Genomic DNA, 16,994 nt, shown 5'->3' with positions numbered 1-16,994 from the left:
ACACCTAATGAATACAAGCATAAGCACCAAGTAGGAGTGAACAATATTTAGTAGAAAGACGTGCACTTTATTTGGAGTGGCGGGCATGATAGCCTGGTATGGCATTGCCAGCTAATTCTAAAAAGCTGGCTTCCTGGCAAGAGACTCATGCCCGCAGAGGATCCAAGTAAAGTGACAAACTACATGCACTACCTACCGAAAAAGCAACCGAATAATGTTCATGTTATATGAGTGCCTTACCAAGTTTATGTTCCTTTAAAAATTTGTCCAGTTTAGTGTTGACATACCACGTTACGCGTTTCATGAATGCTTTATGAGCCAGGTAAGTCACGCATCCATTGCGTTACGCGTTTCATGAACGCTTTATGAGCCAGGTAAGTCACGTATCCATTGCGTTACGCGTTTCATGAACGCTTTATGAGCCAGGTAAGTCACGCATCCATTGCGTTACGCGTTTCATGAACGCTTTTATGAGCCAGTTAAGTGGCACTTCCATTAGGTTACGCGTTTCTTGAATTCTTTAAGAAACAGGAACTAATGCTTCTGGTACGATACATGTTCCATGAATTTGTTTATGAGACAAGTAACTTCTAACTATCTTCCATTTTATTTTCAAAATATAAAAAGAGTAAATTAGATATTTTGGGAGGTACTCTTTTTTCATGCTCAAAAAGCCTTGGTAAATAAGGGCATAAATTTATGAAATTCATTTATTTTTAAAGAAATTATAGAAGAAGAGGGTATCTTAAAAGGTTAAAAGCATACCTTTTGGGGACACCCTCTTCAATAATCATCTAGTAATCTTTTGTTTTTTGTACATCTACAAAGGACATACTAACCCATTTCTTAGATTTCCATCTTTTTAACATTAATATTCCACGAAGCCATTCATCTAAAATAAACGCCAGCCATACACCAATTAAACCAAGGCCCATCACAATACCTGCACCATAAGAAACGGTAACAGCTACCCCCCACATGGATAAAATACCGATGTAAACAGGGTATTTAACGTCCCCAGCGGACCTTAGTGCACTAATAACAATGATGTTAAAGGCTCTGCCTGGCTCTAAAATGATAGACATAAAGATAAGAATACTGCCTAAGTAAATAATTTCAGGATTATCTGTAAAAATCCTTAATAATGTATCTTGGAAAAATACAATCACAATCATTATGAAAATAGTGACACTCATGGCAATCCAAAGGCTTTTTAAACACCTTCGATAGGCTTCTTGAAGCTTTCCTTCCCCAACCAAGTAACCTATTAGAATTTGTGTTCCTTGCCCAATGGCAATGGAAAAGAGAAAAGCAAACATAATAATATTAAATACATAAACTCTGGTAGTTAATGCTGTTGTACCCATGGATGCAACAAAGAATGTAATCACCATTTGTGAAGTATTATAGGATAAATGTTCACCTGCTGACGGAATTCCAATTTTCAATAATTGCTTTAATTCTTCCTTAGGAAACTTTTCAACTAAGAAAGACCAAGGCAACTCTCCGTTAACTCGTTTATATACTAATATAAATAAGATAATTAGCCCGACCCCTCTGCTGACAGCAGTACTAATAGCTACACCAGTTACCCCGAGGACCGGCGCACCAAAAGCACCAAAAATAAACAAATAGTTTCCAAATACATTTAAGATGTTCATCCCTATAGTGACAATCATTGCGTCTTTTGTGAACCCATAGCTTTTTACAATTGCCCCTAATGTCATGATTAAGGATTGAACGAAGGAAAACCCTCCTACTATTTGTAAATATATTAAAGACGGGGCAATAAGCTCTTCTGGAAGATTCATAAGCTGCAATAATGGTTTGCCAAAAATAAATAACACTGCACTAAGTATAATTCCAAATACTAAATTGGCAACAATAGAAACAACGGAAATATGACCCGCCTTTTCCTCTTGTTTCGCTCCAACATATTGGGCAATTAAAATAGAAGTTCCCATTGCAACAAAACCAAACATAACAATAATAATGCTCATGATTTGATTAGCTACACCAACGGCAGCAACTGCATTATCATCATACTGGCTGAGCATAAGGGTATCTGCATTCCCCATGAGCATATGCAAAAGAATTTCAATGAATATTGGCCATGTTAAAGCGAACAGAGTAATCTTAGCTGCTTTCTTTGTTTTTTGTTTCTCCATTTAACTCGCCCGCTTCCCCTTTGCAAATTGTACATTTACTTAATTACACTTTTACAATGATAAAGGATTGCTAATTGGCATTGTAGTTAGAAAATCGATTATAATTGTACAAAAGCGACTATTTGGAGGGTGATTATGCCAATTCTGACTAGCAATATACCGCCAATGCCTATATTTATTTCCGGTGGGAAAGCAACCTTTCGAACAGGGGAAAAACATTTTTACCGAGTATTTCATATTTTTGATCTTATCTATGTTATAAAAGGAACCTTATATATAGAGGATGCTGGTGAGAAGTGTTGCCTCAACAAAGGGAACTATATTATATTACCTCCAGAACGGAAGCACGGAGGGTATGAGGAATGTAAAGAGGAAACCATTTATTATTGGATCCATTTCTCTTTAGCTAATCATTTTAACTTAGTCAATAAAAGGGAATTGGATTGGTCAAACATATTACTTAAGGATAGTACAATGAATGAACCTGCCCAGTTTCAATTAAATATACCTTGTTTTGGCTCGTTGAATAATCAAGCAAGGGTAGAGGAGACCTTTGAACAAATCATCCAAATGAACGAGGGGAATACCCCCTCTGAAAAAATGAAGGTACAGCTCCTGTTTAATGATTTAGTAATCTTGCTCCAACAAGAAGCTATTGATTTACCTTCCAGTGCACAAACAGTTGCAAATGAAGCTGTTCAATACATTAAGGATAATTACGAGGTAGAAGGATTCACCGTAAAAAAGATGGCTCAAGCCTTGCTTTATCATCCAGATTACTTAACGAGGTCAATGAAGAAGGTATTTGGGGTAACTCCTATTCAATATTTACATAATTACCGCCTTACTGTAGCAAAGAGACGTTTAGTGGAGGAGCATATTGACTTATCAACGATTGCTGGGGAGTGTGGATTTTCAGATGTTAGTTATTTCTCTAGAGTATTTAAGAAAAAGGAAGGGGTCACTCCCGGGGAGTATAGAAGAATGAGAAGAAATTATGAGAAGAAGGATAGTTAAGTTTTACTCAATAAATTCCGCATTATATATCTTTAAGGGCTAGACAAACTAGCTTAATTAATCAATAGTATATGTTATAATAAATCCAATTGGGAGAAAGTGGTGAATAAATTTTGTTACAAAGTCGTTTTTATCGCTTTTTAATTGCAGTAATACTCATTTTAATTATTGTCTATTTAAGTACACTCGTTTCCTTTATTTTTAGGCCATTAGTTGTTTTTTTACAGACAGTGTTTATTCCATTTTTAGTGGCAGGTGTTCTGTTCTACTTATTTCGTCCAGTGGTTAATCTACTCCATAAGAATAAAGTACCTAAAGTACTTGCAATTTTAATTATCTACATAGGGTTCATAGGTTTATTAGTGGGTTTTTTCTTTCTTATAGGGCCTCCCCTTCAGCGTCAAGTAATGAATTTAGCTGATAATATGCCTGTTTTGATCAATGAAGTAAGGAAGTTTGTGGAACAATTATTAGAAATTGAAGTGGTGGAAGAGTTTTTTCAGCAGTCAGATAATTTTTCCATAGAGAGAATTAGTGAGAACATCACTTCTGTTCTAGGGGAAGCCATTGACTTTATTTCTACTAATGTAGCCACTGTCGTTGGGGCAGTTACAAATGCATTGCTAATGTTTATTATGATTCCTTTTATGCTTTTTTACATTTTAAAGGATGGTCATAAAATGCCGAACCAGGTACTTCGATTCTTCCCAGAAAAGCAGCAAATAGAAGGGAAAAGAATTTTAGGAGACATGGATAGGGCTTTAGGTTCTTACATACAGGGGCAGATTTTTGTTAGTTTTTGTGTTGGCGTACTAATGTATATTTCCTATCTCATAATTGGGATTGAATATTCCCTAGTTTTAGCGTTAGTAGCCATGCTCACGAACCTTATACCGTTTATTGGTCCTTGGATAGGTGCTGTTCCAGCAGTTATTGTGGCTTTAATTACTTCACCAATGATGGCTATCTGGGTAATTGTTGCTATTGTAGTCGTACAGCAAATTGAAAGTAACTTAATTTCTCCTCAAATTATGGGGAAAGTCCTAGCCGTTCACCCATTGACAATTTTAATTCTTATCTTAGTTGCTGGTCGATTTGCGGGCTTTATTGGATTTCTAATTGCTGTTCCCACCTATGCTGTTTTAAAGGTAATTGTGAGTCACACCTACCGTTTGTGGCAGCTTAAGAAAAAGGCAAAGGAAGAAGAATTGGCAAGGGGTCAAACATGAACTATTTGAGTTGTGATCCTATTAAGGATAATATATGAATAATGCGAAAGTTTGTAAATTCTATTTACTACGAGGTGATTTATGATGAGCTACGAAAAAGATGGTATTAAACAAATAGAAGTGGAAGAGTTAAAAGAGCTATTGAAATCGAATGGCGAAGATAAAGTATTTATAGATGTTCGAGAACCGGAAGAATACGAAGCAGCTCACATTCCAGGTGTTCCTCTTCTTCCAATGAATAATATCCCTTTCTTTTTAGAGGGGTTTAAGAAGGATAAAGAGTATGTCTTCATTTGCCGAAGTGGAAATCGTTCACAAAATGTTTCTCGATATTTGAAGGAAAATGGTATAGAAAAGGTGGTTAACTTTGATGGTGGAATGCTATCTTGGGACGGAGAAAAAGCTGCCGGCCCAGAACACCAAATCAAAGATGTAAATGAATTAAAAGAATGGAATAAATAAAATGGCCGTTTTCAAATAGATTGCTCTGCGATTACTGGTCGCCCAAGATTATGTTATTATTCGAGTGATACTATTTTCTCATAAAAAACAAATATCATATAAAAAACGGCAAACAAAATAGAAAGGAGTACCATTCGGAATTTTTCCATTAGGTACTCCTTTCTATTTTTTATAGGTGATCTGTTTTTTTAGAAAAGGACTTTTTCTGTGGTTGCTTTTGGTGATTTTCCCTTTCCCTTTCATTTTTGTGTTCATTTAAAGCTTGGTTGTCTCGAGCCTTTTTATCATCGTCTTTTGTTGGATCCACTTACAATTCCTCCTTTTCTACTCATAGTTAATATGAAGAAACAAGAAGGGAATTATGTATATGTTTATTATTTTCCACTAAAGGGTACATGCCTTATAACCTAATAATTAGGAGGGATGGCAAGATGCTAAAATGGATCACTCCCTTTGCTGTTGTAACCGCTGCAGGGGCATATTTGTTAACAAATGAAGACAACCGTAGGCAAATGAAAGCTTACTATAACCGAACGAAAGCAAAACTGTTAAGTAAAACAAAAGAACAACACACCATTTATTACAAAGAAAAGATAGGGCACTCTGACCCATATGATATGGGCGATAATACTATGGTGGATGAAGGTGCAGTATTCGGAGTGAATTATTATAATAAAAAAATTAGAAACTAAAGAAGAATGAATCAAATAGACTCCAAACTAGGGGTCTTTTTTTTATAGAGTCTGTTTAATTATTCCCGTGTCTATATGACACTAGGATAAATGAAACCTATTTTGGCTGTGCTAATTTGAAAATTGATTTACGCTTCAGGCACTCGCTTTATTAAAACAAACTTTCATACAAAAGGTTATTTTTTGAGCTTTTTGAACACTCGAAGACAGAAAATATTTTTGTTTGTATGTTTCTTTTAAAACACTACATGTTAATACTGAGAAGGGAGGAAATAACTGATGATGAATAAAATTAACCCCATGGAGGAATTAAAGAAACTTACCATGGCTGCTGCCAGTGCTGTTCTTTTGGCACTTTGTTTAAATCTTTTTTTAATACCAGCTAATGTTTTTGCAAGTGGCTTTACGGGGGTAGCCCAAATATTTTCTGAGTTAATGGGTTTAACTCCGGGTATTTGGTTGTTTCTCTTAAACGTGCCAGTGGCCATTTTAGGTTGGATGAAGGTTGGGAAGAGCTTTACTTTATACAGCTTCATTAATGTGGCATTTACAACACTGTTTCTAGAAATTATTCCTGTTATGGATATATCCGGTGATATTATGTTGAACGCAGTATTTGGAGGAGTGTTAGGTGGATTAGGTGCGGGGATTATTTTGAAATATGGGGCATCCTCTGGTGGTGTCGATATTTTAGCCCTTTTATTTGCTCGAAAAAGTGATCGACCAATAGGAATATATTTCTTCACCTTAAATGCTATTATTGTTTTGACCTCAGGAATTATGTTCGGAATGGAAAAAGCATTGTATACATTGTTACAACTTTATGTTGCCTCAAGGCTTATTGATACCATACATACCCGTCATGTGAAGTTAACTGCCTTCATTGTAACTAGTAAAGCTGATGAGCTTAAACAAGCTTTTTTCCAGCAAATAACGCGAGGGGTTACTAGAATTCCGGCAAAAGGCGGATTTACGAAAGAGGATAAAGAGATATTAATGATCGTCATTACCCGTTATGAGCTTTATCAATTACAACATATTATAAATGAGGTTGACCCGAAAGCATTCACGAATATTGTACAAACGACTGGTATATTTGGAATGTTCCGGAAAGAGGATTGAACTTTGAAACCTTTAGGAAATTCTATCGTCAAATAAGGTAAAATAGGTTGTTTTTGGAGGAGAAACCAATGAAAAAATTAATGATGTTATTACTATTAAGTATTTTCTCTCTATTCCTTGTTGCCTGTGGTACTAGTGAAGAAACTACGGGGGTAGGACCTGGAAGTGGATCCGAATCCGGTACCAGTGATGAAGCTCAGAAGGGAGAAGCTAGTATGGAAGTAGAAGACCTCCTTTATGAATTAAAGGTGGATGTGGATGGGGAAAAAGTTACAGTTACGATGACCTTAACAAATACTTCAGAAAATGTAAAAAGAGTAGAGTTCTCATCAGGTCAACAATTCGACGTATTTATTAGGGATAATGAAGGTAATACCGTATATCACTATGCTGAAGGAAAGGTGTTTACCCAAGCATTAATATTGGAAGAGATTGCACCAGGAGATACAAAAACCTTTGAAGATGTGTGGGTTGCTGAAGCACCAGGGAGCTACACTGTAGAAGCGATGCTGATTCTCTATGCTATTGATGGGGAAGAAATTGATAGGGAAGCCTTTACATTAGAAGTTGATATTACAGTAGCGGAATAATATAGAGGGTGACTCAAAGGGAAAAAACATCCCTTTTAAGTCACCCTCTTAATCTGAAAAGTTCCTTAATTTCGTTATCTGTTAGCTTCCAGATGGGAGAGGAAGAATTATTTAATAATGCTTCTTGCAGGCTTAACTTTTCTCTAATTAATAAGTCCATCTTTTCCTCTAAAGTTCCTTCTGATAAAAAGGTGTGTATCGTTACAGGATCTTTTTGTCCAATACGGTGTACCCGGTCTGTTGCTTGATTCTCTACTGCAGGATTCCACCATCGATCATAATGGATTACCTCCGTTGCTGAAGTGAGATTTAATCCGAAGCCACCAGCACGTAGGGAAATAAGCATAAACGGTCCCGTTTTTTTTCGTTGATAGTCCTCCACCAGCTGGTGGCGTTGAGAGGCTGTCAATTGACCGTGAAAGAACGGAATTTGAAGCTGCCACTGATTTTGAATGCTTTGTTGAAGTAAGTCACCCATATAACGGTATTGAGTGAAAATTAAGGTTCGCTTTCCTTCCTGCCAATTTCTTTCTAATATATCTATACAAGCATCCCACTTTCCGGAACGGCCGGTCATGTTATAAAGACTAGGTTCCTTAAGGAAATGTGCTGGATGGTTACATATTTGCTTTAATTTTGTAATGGCTTTAAAGACTTTTGAACGCTTTTCCATATCACTTAAGTGAGAATAATCATCCAATAAATCATTAACTACCGCCTCATATAGTATCTTTTGTTCTTCGTATAAAGGAACGAGATGTTGACAATTGCTTTTTGTCGGCAGTGAAAGCTCTGCAGTAAATTGTTCCTTTGTTCGTCGTAATAAAAATGGGTTTATTAACTGTTTTAATTGGTTAAGACCTACTTCCGAATTCCCCTGGGATAAAAATTTGGTTTGAAACCATGCCTCATCCTTTAAATAGCCAGGATTTAATAAGTCCATAATGCTCCAAAGCTCCATAGGTTCATTTTCTACAGGGGTTCCTGTTAACGCTACTGTATGATTTGCAAGGATGTGTTTAATGGCTTTTCTTTGCTTAGAATGGACATTTTTTATCCGTTGTGCCTCATCTAATATAAGGCCCTGCCATTGGTACTGTAATATGTCTTCAATGTCTCGAACGGCTAGAGGGTACGTAGTAATAATTACGTCAACGGTTGTATAATAGTCATGAATTTTCTCACGTCTTTCCTTAGGTTTCCCTTCATGAACATAGCAGCTTAGGGAGGGGGCAAAAGTTTGTAATTCGTGTACCCAATTCGAGACAAGGCTTGTTGGACATATAATAAGAAATGGTAAAGGGGATACCTCCTGCTCCTTTATGATTTCTAAATAAGCAACCGCTTGTATTGTTTTCCCTAACCCCATATCATCTGCTAAACACGCCCCAAGGGAAAATTCTCTCATTTTTAGGAGCCATTGGACCCCTTCCTTTTGATAGGAACGGAGCTGGGATGTCCATTTTGGTGGTAGATTAGACATTTTTGTGTCTCTAAAACCATTCCAATCATCACCTAGTGACCATTCTATCTCTGTCTCAGATGCTATGGGGGAATCCTTTTCACTTGTAAATTCCGTCTCAGAAAAGAAAGCTTTCCTCCAAATATCGAAATATTCCTGCTCATAAATACTATTTTCTACATCCATGTATAATTGTTCTGCTGAAGCTAAATCCCATCTGACCCAATGATCATTAATAAAGATCATTTCCCGCTTTTCCTCTACCCATTGCTTAAATTGAATTTCATCTACAGCAACACCATTGACTAAGAAATTCAAGCTGATTTTACTGGACCTCCAATTGGTGTAGGGGATAGTTGATTGGTCAACAGGCTGAATAATTCCTTGTATTTTAGGTTTTCCATTTGTCTCCTTAAGGTGTTCTGGGATCAAAACGACGACTCCCATGTTTTCTATTTCCTTTGATTTATATAATAGAAAATCGGTTATTTCTTCGAGAGAAAGGAGACACTCTCCATGTTGTAACGACATGCTAGAAAAGGGAAAGATATCTTTTAGATGGGACCAATACTCCTTAATAAATGGGATGGGATTTTGTATAAAGGGGTTTTTACCACTATATATGGATTTAACTGGGTGTAAATTTCCTGTTGACCATTCCTTTAAGAAAAGCTCTAAGACCCATGGATCTTCACTATTTGTAGGCTCCCGGACAAGTAAATAAAATTGAAATGGTAATTCTGTTTTTCCATTCCAGCTTTTTAAGCAAAAAGGGTATAAATGTTCCGATAACTCATAGCTTCCTATTGGATTTTTTAATGCCTTTATCCACTGTTTAACTTGTTTGTCCCTTTGAGAATTTAATGTTCGTAAGTATGGTTCAACCCATTGTTCAAAATATGGGTTCTTTACTACCGTGTACTGCAAAAATGTATGAAAGAATCTATTTTGCTCAACAGAAGCATACGAACCACTTGTAAAGTAAAGCTGTTCCTTCTCCCTTAACAGGATAGGAGGACAAGAATCGTCTTTATTAACAGGAAGGTTTATTTCATAATCCCATGATCCATCCTTTGTTGGAAAAATACTTTTAGTAGCTATCCTTTCTTTTGCTGACCCTAATAATTTGAAAAATTCTCTTATGTCTTTCTCAACTTCAAGGGAACTGTCATCTAGCCATGTTCCATAAATAGGAAGTAAAAGGGGTAATTCTGTTATGGGAATCCATATCCCTTTAACGACAAAATGATTGTTGTTGTTCACATAGGAATAGGAATGAATTGAATAGGTTGTACCAAAAAAAGATGCTTCGTCATAACGAAATAAATATTGTTTGAAAAATAATAGAGATTCGTCTGTTTCAAAAGAATTTTCCCTATGGGTAGTTAATAATAAACCAAATTCATTTTCTTTAATGATAAGGCCTGTTAGCTTTTTTGTTTGTTTAAGGGAATACACGGGCTGCCAACTCCTTTTGAAAAGATGAAAAACGTTCATACCTCTTTTTTAATATTTTTACATAGGTATGAAACCGCTCTACGAGATGCTCCCTTTTATATATCTCTTCTAACATAATAATATATTTTATTGCTTCTTTATAATGCTGTTTTGTTTTCCTTTCCACTAAACGTTCGATGAAGTGGTGGAGGAGAGAGCGGAGTCTAGGATGGTGATACTGTAATAACCTATCGAGAAATTGTTTTTCTTCAGGTGTTAAGTGAAGGGGATCGCTTACAGATCTGAATAATTCATCCATCCCTTCCTCATAACATTGATGGTAGGCAAGGAGACTAAAATAAACTCGCTTTACATGAGGGTGGTGAGCTTGAACCCTCAGTTTATTTTTTGCTTTTGTTTCAAGGAATTTCTGTTCTCCTTTGTCCCCGATAGATTCATAGTAGTGTTTATATTTAGGAAAGTGAGGCCTTACTAGCCAACTGTTTAACCAGTCTTGTGAACTTATTGCTTTATGGGAGCTTTTGTTTGCCTTTATTGATGGCAGGGTAATGCTAAATTCACGTTCCATAGCGTTTATTGTGGTAGTAAATAACCTACTCCATCCAGTATTTTCATTTAAAAGAGAGTCATAGACTTCTAAAGGAAAGCTGGAAAGGGTCGATTGCAACAGCATTTCCAATTTCTTTTTCCGTAACATAAATAAGCCCTTTTCAATCATTCGTGAACGAATTTCCCTGAAACTATAGCATATGATAGCAGGAGCATATTTTCTACTTTCTTTAGGTGAAATAGGTAGAGAGTCTATCCACCTCTGTGAATGAATCCATTGTGAAAATAAACCTACACCATCTGAGTGGGAAAAAATAATCTCTCCAAAATGATTCCATTCTGACTCAAGATAGTCCCTTAATAATTGCTCTATTTCATTAGATGTAGGTTCGGATGAGTTGATCATTTGTTTGCTCCTCAAAGAAATCTCTTGTCCTTATTTTACTAAATGGATAGGGACTATAACAATATTTAAGTAATTTTGTAATGGGATAGCAAGAAAGGCGTCCTTCATTTGTAACTAAGTAATTATATCACCCCTTATAAAAAAGATAAGCTAAAGAACGAAAAAATTCTTCTTTTTTTTCTGAAAACACATACCATATCTATAAGAAAAAAGAAAGGAGCGTGGTCATGAAGGATAGATGTTTCCAGGCTGAGTTCCAAGATGTTTTTATTGAATTACCAAGACCAGCACTGAAATCCTTTATTCATAAATTGCTCCAGGCACAATTTCGGATTTCTTGGCGGCATGATAAGGAGACAGTTGAATTAGTGATTAATTCTCAGGAAGGTCAAGTGGCCATTCCCATTAAGAGGCCAGATGAAAATTTAACGGTAATTCAATTAAACGAATTGAGCATATGCATGGAAGACTTAGCCATATTATTAGAAGAATTGATAACAGAAACGAAAGGGAGGGCCATTGTTAAAACGGAAAGTGGCGGTTGGATTTATGTAAGTTGTTTTGACAATGGAAAGATTGTTTCCGTAATGAAAATAGGTGGAGGTGAAATGGCGGATATGGGGTCATACCGGACGATTAAAAAGAGTAGAAGATCTCTGGAAGGTTTAGACCCGGACGTAAAGGAATACATGGTCACAGCGGAAATCGATTATTTATTAATGGAACTAGTAGAAGCTTTAGAGGTTAATAATGAACGGGAAATTAATCGAATAAAGGAGGAGTTGCGATACCTATCTAAAGAAAGAGAAAACTTAAAATCTTTACAAAAAAATTAAATAGAGTGGATTAATATAGCTCGGAAGAATCGAGCTTCTTTTTTTGTGATGAGCAGATTTCACTTTTAAGATATACTCGGTAAAAAACTTCCTTATAGAATTTTATTTTTCTTGCTTGTACGTGTTATGATAATAACGTTAAATACATACGAGGAGTGATGATGATGGCAATTGAAGTAAGAGCAGAAGCAACACCTAACCCAAATGCAATGAAATTTACAGCAAGCGAAGTATTGTTTGAAGGGACAGGCAGTGCTTCTTTTAAAAAAGGGGACAACCCTGACCACCCATTAGCAAAGGCCCTTTTAGCTATTGAAGGAGTAGACAATATTTTTGGATACCAAGACTTTGTTACTGTTAACAAAGAAATAGATGCAGATTGGGATACACTTTTACCGAAGATTGAAGAAGCATTTAATCAGCAATAAGAGGCTGTTCAAAACGACCAAGTTTTTGCGCCTGTTCAATAAAAGACTGGTTAAGGAGTGAAAGCTTCTTAACCAGTCTTTTATTTAGGCAGTTTTCGTGATCTTTGTTGCTTTTTTAAAGCTTGGAGAAGCGGAAGGCGGCGACTCCAGCGGGAAAAGCAACGGCTGAAGACACCGTAGGGCGGTTTTCTCGAGGAGGCTGAAGCGTTGCCCGCGGAAAGCGTCCGCCTGTAGCGTATCCAAGCAAAAAGTATGTTTTAAAAAACAACATGATCTTGTGCGACGAGTAACCGCAGGAGCAATCTATACAAAGAGCCAATAAATAAAAGCATTTACATATAATTAGGCAGTTTTCCTTCCATTCTTAAGACTCCGTGAACTTGTGAAATTCCTGTGAATTCTAACGAAATGTGAGCAAAATCACCCTATCTTTAATTATAAAAAGGTAAGATTAAGTTAATGAATAAGACGAGAGGAGTTGTCACAGGTGGCAGAGTTTCAAGGGTTTTGTAGCTTAAATGTAGAAAAACCAGAGAAGTATTGTTATGCTTTAGAAGAATTAGTAGTTGAACATATACCTTTAAAAAAGAAATTAGATAGATTATATTATTTAGGATCCTTATTAGCATATGATCCAACAAGAGAAGATAAGTTTATCCTTGTGGAGAAAATATATAATGAAATGACTGTTTTTAAAGCGGAAATCGAGCCCCATACCTATAAAGAAGACCAATATTTATTTCATCTCGTTGCGGGTCATATAGGAAGAGAGGGCGGACCTATCCCTGTGATGGAAGATGATCACGAATTGGTACGGAAAAATATCGGGTTATTTTTTAATAAACATCGGGAGTTGGATCGTCATTCTTTAGAGGAAGATATTCGAGAGTTAGCCCATTATATTTGTGTAATGTTTCATACATTGACGGATCATTTCCTCAAGGAAGAAGAAATTATGTTCCCTATTGCGGAAAACATTTTAACAGACAAAGAAAAAAAGAAGTTGGAAGAAGTTTATAGGAAAATGTCTATCGCTTAAGCTCCTGGTGTAAATCGGGGGCTTAATTTTTTTTATTCTTAAATAATTTCAAATTCTTGACAGATTAATGTTGTAGCAGAGTAAAATAGTAAAGTAATTATTCAGGATTCTTAATGAGATTGGAGCGATTGACTTGGAAACTGTATCATCATCATACGCAGAACCTTCCCATTTGAAAAAGGGAATTATAGATGGTATACCTATTGGTATAGGTTATATGCCAGTAGCATTAACATTTGGACTAATAGCAGGTACAACAGGATTAACGGTTGCGGAAGCTGTACTCATGAGTATGATTGTTTTCGCTGGGGCCTCTCAATATATGGCTTTAACAATGATTGCATTAGGCTCTGGGGCACTAGAAATTATACTTGCTACTTTTATAGTAAATTTTCGTCATTTATTAATGAGTGCATCCATTCATGAACGTGCGGAAAAATCATCGAAGAAGATTCGGGCTGTCTATGCCTTCGGTCTTACGGATGAGGTTTTTGCTGTAGCATCCACAAAGGAGGAGCCTATTCGTTCTAATTATATAATCGGAGTGGCTGCCGTTGCCTATACGAGTTGGGTAACTTTTACAGGTGTTGGTTACTTTGCTGGTTCATTTTTACCAGGAATCTTACAAGAAAGTATGGCCATTGCACTATATGCTTTGTTTATCGCATTACTCATTCCTTCTATAAAAAAGGAAGGAAAAGTAGTTATTTCTTTATCTATCCTTGGTGGACTTTTCCATAGTATTTTTCAATTTTGGGTGGCTACAGGCTGGGCAATCATGTTCGGCACTATAGCAGCTCTTTTAGTTTTTGAAGGGATAGAATCTCTATGGAAAAAAAGGGGGACTGAGTGATGAGTATGCCTATTATTTGGATGATTATTGGTATGGGGATAGTGACCTATATTCCAAGGGTACTCCCCCTTGTTATGCTGCAAACGGAGAATTGGCCCGACTGGTCAAAAAAAATGCTTTCAAGGGTTCCTTATGCTGTTTTAGGAGCACTTATTTTTCCGGGTGTTTTAAATGTCCACGAGAATATTTATTTTGGCCTTATAGGTGGAATTATAGCTATTATTCTTGCTTATTTTAGTTTACCTTTAATTGTAGTTGTTGCAGGTACTATAGGATCCTTAGCTGTCTTGACTTATTTTTTATAGAAAAATAGTTTTTTAGGAAAATATAATATGGCTTGGATACACTACAGGTAAGCTCCTATAATGAAAAAGAGGCTGGGACATAACTAAAGTGTTTTAATCGGAAATACGAACAATACACTACCTTAGGGAAGTATATTTCCGAAGCGGGTAGATTGCACTTACATCTAGTTTGTTTGGATTTCTTATTAGTAAAAACACTTTTGTCCCAGACTCTTTGAATATATGAAAATATTTATATATGACGACCGTATCTTTTAGATACAATATCGTAAAAACCTAAGGAGTTATATAATTTCTTTGTGGCTGCATTATTAATGCCAGTCTCTAGCTCGATCCCTTTAAATCCTTTTTGCTCGGCCCAATAGAGGACCTTTAGTAGAAGTTTTTTTGCAATACCTTGGCGACGATACTCCCGTTGTACATATAAGTCATTTAACCAAATATAAGGGCCGCCCTTTTCTAATCCTATTCCAGAATTTAAAAAGGCGCATCCCACGATTTTATTATCTGTTTCTGCAACAAATATTTCTGCACCTGAGTGCTCCTCAAGCGCTAAATCGATCGTTTGCAGCAAGTCTTCCTCTGTTACAGATGAACTCAAAGCATCCATTTGTTCCATCATTAACTTAGTAATGGCTATACGAAGTTCATAGTCCGTTTGTTTATCTAATTTATAAACTTTCATTGAATTTACCTCCAATCAACTTCTACATTACCATAGTTGAAGAGGTTTTCGGTTTAAAATTTTATAATTTTTTTTGAAAAAGGGGGAAAGGATGCCAAAAAGTAAAAGAAACCTAATCCCCCAAATAAAATTACTTTGATTCTGTGGTAAATTCTTCAGACAGCTCATAAAGAGAATTTTGCAATTGCATTAATTGCTCCCGCTCTGCTAAAGATGAATCTGCAAAAGCTTGAGACAAGGCTTGTTTTGCACGGTTAATTTTTTCAGTTGCCTCTGCTTGTGCTTGTGGAGTGTGTGTTGCCTCCATTGCATTTTGAGCTTCCTGTACTGCCTCTCTAGCCTGTTGGAATATTCGATTTCCCATTGTGCAATCCCTCCATTTTATTTTAGTTTAATGTTCTGCATTATAGGATGTGTAATTATAAAAAAATAATAAAAACAACTATCTTCCAATGGGAATATTGGAAAATAGCTGCTTTTTGGTTTCTTATTGTTTTTGAAGGTTAAAATATTCTTCTAAAAATACTGCTATACCGTCTTCTTCATTTGTAGAAGTAACCTCGTTAGCTACAATCTTTAGTTCATCGATTGCATTTCCCATGGCTACGCCACATCCTGCATATTCTAACATCTCTAAATCATTATCTTCATCACCGAAGGCTATTATTCTTTCTGGCGGTATTTTGTAATATTCGGAAATTCGTTTTAGACCGACTGCCTTATTTAAACCTGCCTTAACAATTTCAATGACATTCCAAGGAGCTCCCCATGATCTTTGTTCAATTACCTCTGCATGAGAACTAGCTAGCAAACCCTTAAGCTCCTGATGATTCTCTTCCTCTGGATGGATGAGTATAGAAGTAGGGTCCACTTGCAATAGCTCTTGTAAATTTCCATATTCAACAGGGGATTGACCTAATGTAAAAGCATCAGAAAAGCCCTTGTTTTTGTAACGCAGATAATACTCGTCCATGATTTCCACCATGATGTTTTGTACTCGAAAGGCTTCGCATGTTTTTATAATTGTCTTTGCTGTTTTTACATCCAACGGAGTATGTTCCGTATGAAAGTCTTTGGGGTTTGTAGGATGGTGAATATAGGCCCCGTTAAAATTAACTATTGGTGAATCCAGCATTAACTCAAAATAATAATCCTTACTTGCTCGATAAGGCCTTCCAGTTGCAATAACTACCTTGTGGCCTAATTCGCGGAGCTTTCCAATAATGCCCCTGTTCCGCAGAGAAATATTTTTATCGTCAGTTAATAAGGTCCCGTCTAAATCGAGGGCGATAAGATGTTGCTTCAAGGATAATTCCTCCAATTCTTTTATTATGTATTTCATAAAGGATACTACTTTTCGAATTTCCATCCGTTACTATTCCTTCCAATGGAACCAAATGGGTTTTTCATCGAAAACGTGTTATAAATAATACTATACTAAGTTGATTTATTTTCAAAAATGATTTGCTTCATCTACCAAAGTTATTTAGTTGATTTTTCAGCAAAACTTCTTTAGGATTGAATAGGATGATGACTGTATTTTTGTATAATAAATAAGCTTATTTTAAACAACAATAAATGTTAAATGATTTCTTACTTATAGGAGCATTCCTGTAAGAAAGAAATTTGAGAGTTGAACAAAAAAAGAGCCCCTTGGTATCATACGAGGTGTCCGCAGCTGATCAGCACTAAG

At 36.1% G+C, this 16,994-nt stretch carries 18 protein-coding genes; 11 read left to right on the top strand and 7 right to left on the bottom strand.

The window, feature by feature from the left end; translation table 11 throughout:
- Window positions 1-794: 794 nt before the first annotated feature.
- Window positions 795-2,168 carry an MATE family efflux transporter gene (locus J2S74_RS26690; RefSeq protein WP_307332611.1) on the bottom strand — a complete coding sequence of 458 codons (1,374 nt, stop codon included), beginning with the start codon at window positions 2,166-2,168 and terminating at the stop codon, window positions 795-797.
- 135 nt (window positions 2,169-2,303) lie between these two features.
- On the opposite strand from J2S74_RS26690, the gene J2S74_RS26685 reads away from it, so the two are divergent.
- From J2S74_RS26685 to J2S74_RS26675, 3 genes are all read left to right on the top strand, one after another.
- Window positions 2,304-3,185 carry an AraC family transcriptional regulator gene (locus tag J2S74_RS26685; RefSeq protein WP_307332609.1) on the top strand — a complete coding sequence of 294 codons (882 nt, stop codon included), beginning with the start codon at window positions 2,304-2,306 and terminating at the stop codon, window positions 3,183-3,185.
- Window positions 3,186-3,298: 113 nt separating this feature from the next.
- Window positions 3,299-4,414, top strand: coding sequence for an AI-2E family transporter (locus J2S74_RS26680; protein ID WP_307332606.1), 1,116 nt, complete (start codon window positions 3,299-3,301; stop codon window positions 4,412-4,414).
- Window positions 4,415-4,498: 84 nt separating this feature from the next.
- Window positions 4,499-4,876, top strand: a complete 378-nt coding sequence (locus J2S74_RS26675; protein WP_307332603.1) for a rhodanese-like domain-containing protein — start codon at window positions 4,499-4,501, stop codon at window positions 4,874-4,876.
- A 169-nt stretch (window positions 4,877-5,045) separates the two neighbouring features.
- Here J2S74_RS26675 and J2S74_RS26670 read toward each other — a convergent pair whose 3' ends face one another.
- Window positions 5,046-5,183 carry a DUF3941 domain-containing protein gene (locus J2S74_RS26670; protein ID WP_307332601.1) on the bottom strand — a complete coding sequence of 46 codons (138 nt, stop codon included), beginning with the start codon at window positions 5,181-5,183 and terminating at the stop codon, window positions 5,046-5,048.
- Window positions 5,184-5,307: 124 nt separating this feature from the next.
- On the opposite strand from J2S74_RS26670, the gene J2S74_RS26665 reads away from it, so the two are divergent.
- The 3 genes from J2S74_RS26665 to J2S74_RS26655 all read left to right on the top strand — a co-directional run bounded on the left by J2S74_RS26665 (window position 5,308) and on the right by J2S74_RS26655 (window position 7,280).
- Complete coding sequence (locus J2S74_RS26665; protein WP_307332597.1) at window positions 5,308-5,568, top strand: YbyB family protein; 261 nt, start codon at window positions 5,308-5,310, stop codon at window positions 5,566-5,568.
- A 282-nt stretch (window positions 5,569-5,850) separates the two neighbouring features.
- Window positions 5,851-6,690 carry a YitT family protein gene (locus tag J2S74_RS26660; RefSeq protein WP_370876083.1) on the top strand — a complete coding sequence of 280 codons (840 nt, stop codon included), beginning with the start codon at window positions 5,851-5,853 and terminating at the stop codon, window positions 6,688-6,690.
- Between the two features lie 68 nt (window positions 6,691-6,758).
- On the top strand, window positions 6,759-7,280 hold the full coding sequence (locus J2S74_RS26655) for a BsuPI-related putative proteinase inhibitor (protein ID WP_307332592.1): 522 nt from the start codon (window positions 6,759-6,761) through the stop codon (window positions 7,278-7,280).
- 40 nt (window positions 7,281-7,320) lie between these two features.
- Here the strand turns inward: J2S74_RS26655 and J2S74_RS26650 are convergent, their stop codons facing one another.
- Window positions 7,321-10,200 (bottom strand): DEAD/DEAH box helicase, encoded by a 2,880-nt coding sequence (locus J2S74_RS26650; protein ID WP_307332590.1) that lies wholly within the window; start codon window positions 10,198-10,200, stop codon window positions 7,321-7,323.
- The gene (locus tag J2S74_RS26645; protein WP_307332587.1) at window positions 10,187-11,155 is read right to left on the bottom strand and encodes a hypothetical protein; all 969 of its coding nucleotides are present in this window, start codon (window positions 11,153-11,155) and stop codon (window positions 10,187-10,189) included. Before J2S74_RS26645 ends, J2S74_RS26650 begins: the two co-directional genes overlap by 14 nt.
- A 227-nt stretch (window positions 11,156-11,382) precedes the next feature.
- Here J2S74_RS26645 and J2S74_RS26640 point away from each other — a divergent pair, with 227 nt between their 5' ends.
- The 5 genes from J2S74_RS26640 (at window position 11,383) to J2S74_RS26620 (ending at window position 14,616) form a co-directional block, all read left to right on the top strand.
- On the top strand, window positions 11,383-11,991 hold the full coding sequence (locus J2S74_RS26640; protein ID WP_307332584.1) for a hypothetical protein: 609 nt from the start codon (window positions 11,383-11,385) through the stop codon (window positions 11,989-11,991).
- 164 nt (window positions 11,992-12,155) lie between these two features.
- A complete protein-coding gene (locus tag J2S74_RS26635) occupies window positions 12,156-12,419 on the top strand; it encodes a NifU N-terminal domain-containing protein (protein ID WP_307332581.1) in 264 nt (87 codons plus the stop codon).
- Between the two features lie 487 nt (window positions 12,420-12,906).
- Window positions 12,907-13,458: a hemerythrin domain-containing protein gene (locus J2S74_RS26630; protein ID WP_307332577.1), complete on the top strand. Its 552-nt coding sequence runs from the start codon at window positions 12,907-12,909 to the stop codon at window positions 13,456-13,458.
- 133 nt (window positions 13,459-13,591) lie between these two features.
- Window positions 13,592-14,311 (top strand): AzlC family ABC transporter permease, encoded by a 720-nt coding sequence (locus J2S74_RS26625; RefSeq protein WP_307332575.1) that lies wholly within the window; start codon window positions 13,592-13,594, stop codon window positions 14,309-14,311.
- Window positions 14,311-14,616, top strand: coding sequence for an AzlD domain-containing protein (locus tag J2S74_RS26620; RefSeq protein WP_307332572.1), 306 nt, complete (start codon window positions 14,311-14,313; stop codon window positions 14,614-14,616). The genes J2S74_RS26625 and J2S74_RS26620 overlap by 1 nt, the downstream gene beginning before the upstream one ends.
- Before the next feature lie 232 nt (window positions 14,617-14,848).
- Here the strand turns inward: J2S74_RS26620 and J2S74_RS26615 are convergent, their stop codons facing one another.
- The 3 genes from J2S74_RS26615 to J2S74_RS26605 form a co-directional block, all read right to left on the bottom strand.
- Complete coding sequence (locus J2S74_RS26615) at window positions 14,849-15,301, bottom strand: GNAT family N-acetyltransferase (protein ID WP_307332569.1); 453 nt, start codon at window positions 15,299-15,301, stop codon at window positions 14,849-14,851.
- 130 nt (window positions 15,302-15,431) lie between these two features.
- A complete protein-coding gene (locus J2S74_RS26610; protein ID WP_307332566.1) occupies window positions 15,432-15,665 on the bottom strand; it encodes a DUF3813 domain-containing protein in 234 nt (77 codons plus the stop codon).
- A 123-nt stretch (window positions 15,666-15,788) separates the two neighbouring features.
- Window positions 15,789-16,643: a Cof-type HAD-IIB family hydrolase gene (locus J2S74_RS26605; protein WP_307332614.1), complete on the bottom strand. Its 855-nt coding sequence runs from the start codon at window positions 16,641-16,643 to the stop codon at window positions 15,789-15,791.
- Window positions 16,644-16,994 lie beyond the last annotated feature (351 nt).

This window comes from Evansella vedderi (assembly GCF_030813435.1).
GTDB classification, from domain to species: Bacteria; Bacillota; Bacilli; order Bacillales; family Salisediminibacteriaceae; genus Evansella; species Evansella vedderi.
This window is presented reverse-complemented; position numbering and strand designations above follow the sequence as displayed.

Excerpts from the sequence above, each read along its gene's own strand:
- J2S74_RS26690 (WP_307332611.1), bottom strand. The coding sequence starts at position 2,168 with ATGGAGAAACAAAAAACAAAGAAAGCAGCTAAGATTACTCTGTTCGCT.
- J2S74_RS26605 (WP_307332614.1), bottom strand. The coding sequence starts at position 16,643 with ATGAAATACATAATAAAAGAATTGGAGGAATTATCCTTGAAGCAACAT.
- J2S74_RS26635 (WP_307332581.1), top strand. The coding sequence starts at position 12,156 with ATGGCAATTGAAGTAAGAGCAGAAGCAACACCTAACCCAAATGCAATG.
- J2S74_RS26660 (WP_370876083.1), top strand. The coding sequence starts at position 5,851 with ATGAATAAAATTAACCCCATGGAGGAATTAAAGAAACTTACCATGGCT.
- J2S74_RS26640 (WP_307332584.1), top strand. The coding sequence starts at position 11,383 with ATGAAGGATAGATGTTTCCAGGCTGAGTTCCAAGATGTTTTTATTGAA.
- J2S74_RS26665 (WP_307332597.1), top strand. The coding sequence starts at position 5,308 with ATGCTAAAATGGATCACTCCCTTTGCTGTTGTAACCGCTGCAGGGGCA.
- J2S74_RS26615 (WP_307332569.1), bottom strand. The coding sequence starts at position 15,301 with ATGAAAGTTTATAAATTAGATAAACAAACGGACTATGAACTTCGTATA.
- J2S74_RS26610 (WP_307332566.1), bottom strand. The coding sequence starts at position 15,665 with ATGGGAAATCGAATATTCCAACAGGCTAGAGAGGCAGTACAGGAAGCT.
- J2S74_RS26620 (WP_307332572.1), top strand. The coding sequence starts at position 14,311 with ATGAGTATGCCTATTATTTGGATGATTATTGGTATGGGGATAGTGACC.
- J2S74_RS26685 (WP_307332609.1), top strand. The coding sequence starts at position 2,304 with ATGCCAATTCTGACTAGCAATATACCGCCAATGCCTATATTTATTTCC.
- J2S74_RS26675 (WP_307332603.1), top strand. The coding sequence starts at position 4,499 with ATGAGCTACGAAAAAGATGGTATTAAACAAATAGAAGTGGAAGAGTTA.
- J2S74_RS26645 (WP_307332587.1), bottom strand. The coding sequence starts at position 11,155 with ATGATCAACTCATCCGAACCTACATCTAATGAAATAGAGCAATTATTA.
- J2S74_RS26655 (WP_307332592.1), top strand. The coding sequence starts at position 6,759 with ATGAAAAAATTAATGATGTTATTACTATTAAGTATTTTCTCTCTATTC.